The sequence below is a fragment of the Pantoea sp. GD03673 genome, from assembly GCF_029844725.1.
Taxonomy (GTDB): Bacteria; Pseudomonadota; Gammaproteobacteria; order Enterobacterales; family Enterobacteriaceae; genus Pantoea.
This window is the reverse complement of sequence record NZ_JAOCKJ010000027.1, coordinates 1-3,493: the sequence shown is the minus strand read 5'-3', so window position 1 is coordinate 3,493 and position 3,493 is coordinate 1. Positions and strand designations below refer to the sequence as shown.

The 3,493-nt window shown below is 48.5% G+C and carries 4 protein-coding genes; all 4 read left to right on the top strand.

What is annotated here, in order from left to right; all coding sequences use genetic code 11:
- On the top strand, positions 1-428 hold a 428-nt coding region (locus N5J69_RS22090), incomplete at its 5' end, for a hypothetical protein (RefSeq protein ID WP_279772591.1).
- Positions 429-447: 19 nt separating this feature from the next.
- Complete coding sequence (locus N5J69_RS22085; protein WP_279772590.1) at positions 448-573, top strand: hypothetical protein; 126 nt, start codon at positions 448-450, stop codon at positions 571-573.
- Between the two features lie 1,404 nt (positions 574-1,977).
- On the top strand, positions 1,978-2,262 hold the full coding sequence (locus tag N5J69_RS22080; protein ID WP_210478387.1) for a DUF1778 domain-containing protein: 285 nt from the start codon (positions 1,978-1,980) through the stop codon (positions 2,260-2,262).
- Positions 2,263-2,303: 41 nt separating this feature from the next.
- Positions 2,304-2,783 carry a GNAT family N-acetyltransferase gene (locus tag N5J69_RS22075; protein ID WP_279772588.1) on the top strand — a complete coding sequence of 160 codons (480 nt, stop codon included), beginning with the start codon at positions 2,304-2,306 and terminating at the stop codon, positions 2,781-2,783.
- Positions 2,784-3,493: the final 710 nt, after the last annotated feature.

The window sequence follows — 3,493 nt, the reverse complement described above, 5'->3', positions numbered from 1 at the left end:
GACGCTCTTATGCTACGTTTCTACTCAAATCTAAAAAGTGTGCCACTTATGGAGGCTATTCTATGGCATGGCACAGTGTGTCACAGGCTCAACACTTCACTGGTAAAAGCCGAAGGACGCTTTATCGCGATATGGCTTCAGGCCGTGTTTCGTATAGAACTAACGGGAAGGGACACCGCGAGTTTGAAACGTCAGAGCTGATCCGTGTTTATGGTGAGCCTGAGCAGAGTGGCACTGATGAACGGCACAGCGTGACACAGTCACATGGCACACAAAATGAAGGCGATATGATGACAGAAATTCGCGCGCTCCGGCAGGAGGTTGGCGAACTGAAGTCGTTGCTGCTTCGCCTTGAGTATAAAGATTCTGCGGCAACGTCAGAAACGCCCAGAAAGCCATGGTGGCGCTTCTGGCACGGGACAAAGTGAGACAATAAGGACCCCTTTTATGAGCGAACGTAACCTCTTTGACGAGTTGATGCAGGGGATGGCCGAGTTGAGGGAGATAGTAGACGAGAATGCCGTTCCCGATGCCCCTCAAGACGATTCCGGGCTGAATCCTCCCGCTTCCTGACAAAGTGCCGGGGAAGGCATATCCCCGGCACCCTTACCTGATGGTAATACTCCGTTTCTGCCGCTGATCCGGGTTACACGACACATCCGTTCATCCGACGATCAGGATATTCTGCTGACTAACGGCCACCAAAATCTGTCACACCCAACGCATTATGCAATGCTACGCCTCAGCCCTTGCGGCACAAGGTCTGAGGGTGCATGACTATCACTTCATTCACATCATGCACTGGCTATAGCCAACCTTGACCCGATAAGGCTTTCATGTGCATGACTGCCTTGTCGAGAAAACTATAAGACCAGCCGAAGTTAACTCTGTGGACAGGAAATGTTTTGTGTCCACCGCCATCATAATGGCGGCTCACAAAACCGTGGTCAGGGCTGCGCCCCGACACCCTGCCAACGCCTCACGGCCGCACAGTAAACTGCGCACCCGTTCACCGTTATTCTGTGGGTTTTGTGCCGGAAACCGGCGTCCGAAAAGATTTCGTCAACGAAATTCCGTCCCATGCGGTTTCATGCATAACCATGCAGCCGCTTAAAAATTATCAGGGTGAATTTTCCCGGTTTCGGGCAGGGAAAGGCCGGGTTTCAGCCTGAATCTCGCAGAATCGCGCTGAGGGCTTCTCAGGGGGGGCGGGCAAGGGATGTTATGTTCAATTCGGTCATGTAGCAGATACAAAAAAAGCCGCCCGAAGGCGGCTTTCTGTTACCAGTAGTACTCAGTTGGTCGCCGTTCCGGCATCCAGACCATCCCGTCAGGGTCACAACCTGCGATCACCAGCCAAGAGTTGTGCCTATCAAACGCGCGGCGTTTTCGCGTTGTGTAAAGGCGATTCCAGCGTCCGGGATTATGTCCGATCCAGTACGCCGGAGAATGGCGATGACCATGAGGTCTGCCGTCAGGGTAACGGTCTTTTCGTGTGTTGAATGTACTCATACAGCCTCTGTAGGTTGAAATTACCTATAGGGTGTCGAGGGCCTCGATATAGCGATTACATTGCAATTTAGTTTCCTCGTGAGCGAGATGTATCGGCGGCGCTAGGTTGTGATAAATACGCGTTTTTCTGCAAGAGCGGCAAATAACCGTCTAAAAAAAGAGCTATTGATTTAAGTGAAAAAACGTGATAAAATAATCTGGTTGTTCACTTACGGAGGAGGCAAACCCTTAAGGGTTTGCCTCCTCCGTAAGTGAACAACCAGAGCCTAAGTGTTTGAATTTAAAGGTTTTTTAATCAAGATTTATCACCTCACTTAAATATTTTCGCCAAAAACATCCCTTTCCCTTGAGTCTTCTTGACTGCCCTAATTTATAAGATCACAATCACGTCAAATTCTGTGTACGGAAAAAAACCGTACACCTGTCGATGGACTAACCATCAAAGCGTTATCTCAGGAGTTAATTATGAGCGCAGTAAGAAAGGAGCGGTTCGAGTTTCGTCTGCCCGAAGCTGCGAAGCGCCGTATAGAAGAAGCAGCTGTTATATCTAAAATTTCCATCTCTCAATTTGTTATGGAATCAGCAACTTGCAGAGCAGAAACTGTCATAAACGAGCATAGACGTTTAGTTGTTGAAGAGAGCGTTTGGGAACAAGTAATGGCAGCTTTAGAGCGCCCGCCAGCACCGACCCAAAGTATGTGTAAAGCATTCGAACGCTATAACTCCGAGGAGAGCTGGAGTTGCGATTAATACCTGGGTTTCAGGCGTTTGATCCCTGTACTGAATACAACATGGAAAATTTTTCGTGTGGCATCGACCATTTGGATGAATTTTTGAAAGTTAACCTAGCAAAGTTGCAATCTCGTAACTTATTAAAGGGTTATGTATTAGTAACAGACGATGATACACCTGAGATTATGGGATATTACACGTTAAGCGGAGCATCATTTGAGCGCGGTCACTTGAGTAGCCGCGCTCGCAAGCAAATCCCGTATTCAAATATGCCAGCCGTTCTACTTGGAAGGCTGGCTATCGATAAAAGAATCCAGAAGAAAGGATTCGGTGAGTTGCTTATTGTAGATGCAATTCATAAGGTTAGGTCAACTTCTGGGCAGATAGGAATCTATGCCATGTTTGTTGATGCAAACCCTGATGCAAAAGATTTTTATACCAGAATGGGATTCATGGCCTCAGCTAAGTCTGATGACAATAAGACTTTCTTCTATCCTGCGAATCAATTTGATCAGCTGATAAACCCAGCTGGATGCTAAGCAATATTTTCATATGTGTCTTTTGGGTACATATGAAAATAAAAAACCACCCTGCAAGGTGGTTTTTTAGAAGGTTCATTAAGTTGGGGAACTTAATGAACCGTGGCGACTGGCTTTCACGGAGCGCAGTTACCTAATTCGTCTTTTTAGTTTAGCCGTAGTCAGGCTCCTACTTCAAGAACTCAGTTAACTTAGCTTAACAACTTCGCTCCGTGAATCAGTTACCAGTGGCTGCCGCCAGTGGCGATTCATCGTGTCTTCAGGGATTGGATTCAAGAGGTCAGTTGCTCTGAAGGCGTGGCAGTCGGGCTGAACGGGGAGTTCGTGCTTACAGCCCAGCTTGGAGCGAACCACCTGTCCGGACCCAGCATCAGGCGTGGAATGAGAAAACGCGGCCATTAACAGCGGAATGATGCGGGTTATCCGTATGGTGGGAACAGGAGAGCGCACGAGGGAGCCGCCGGGTGGAAACGTCCGGTATCTTTAAGTCCTGTCGGGTTTCGCCACTTTTGGCTTGAGTGTCTTTTTGTGACATTCGCCAGGAGGGCGAAGCCTATGGAAAAACGCCCTTCGGGCGCAGCCTTCCTGACAGCCTCTTTGTGTTATGGCATTTCATCTGATCTCGTACCGCTCGCCGCAGTGTCATGACCGAACGAAGTGAGCGAATGACCGAGGAAGCGGAATAGAACCAGATCTTTCGGTATGCTCCT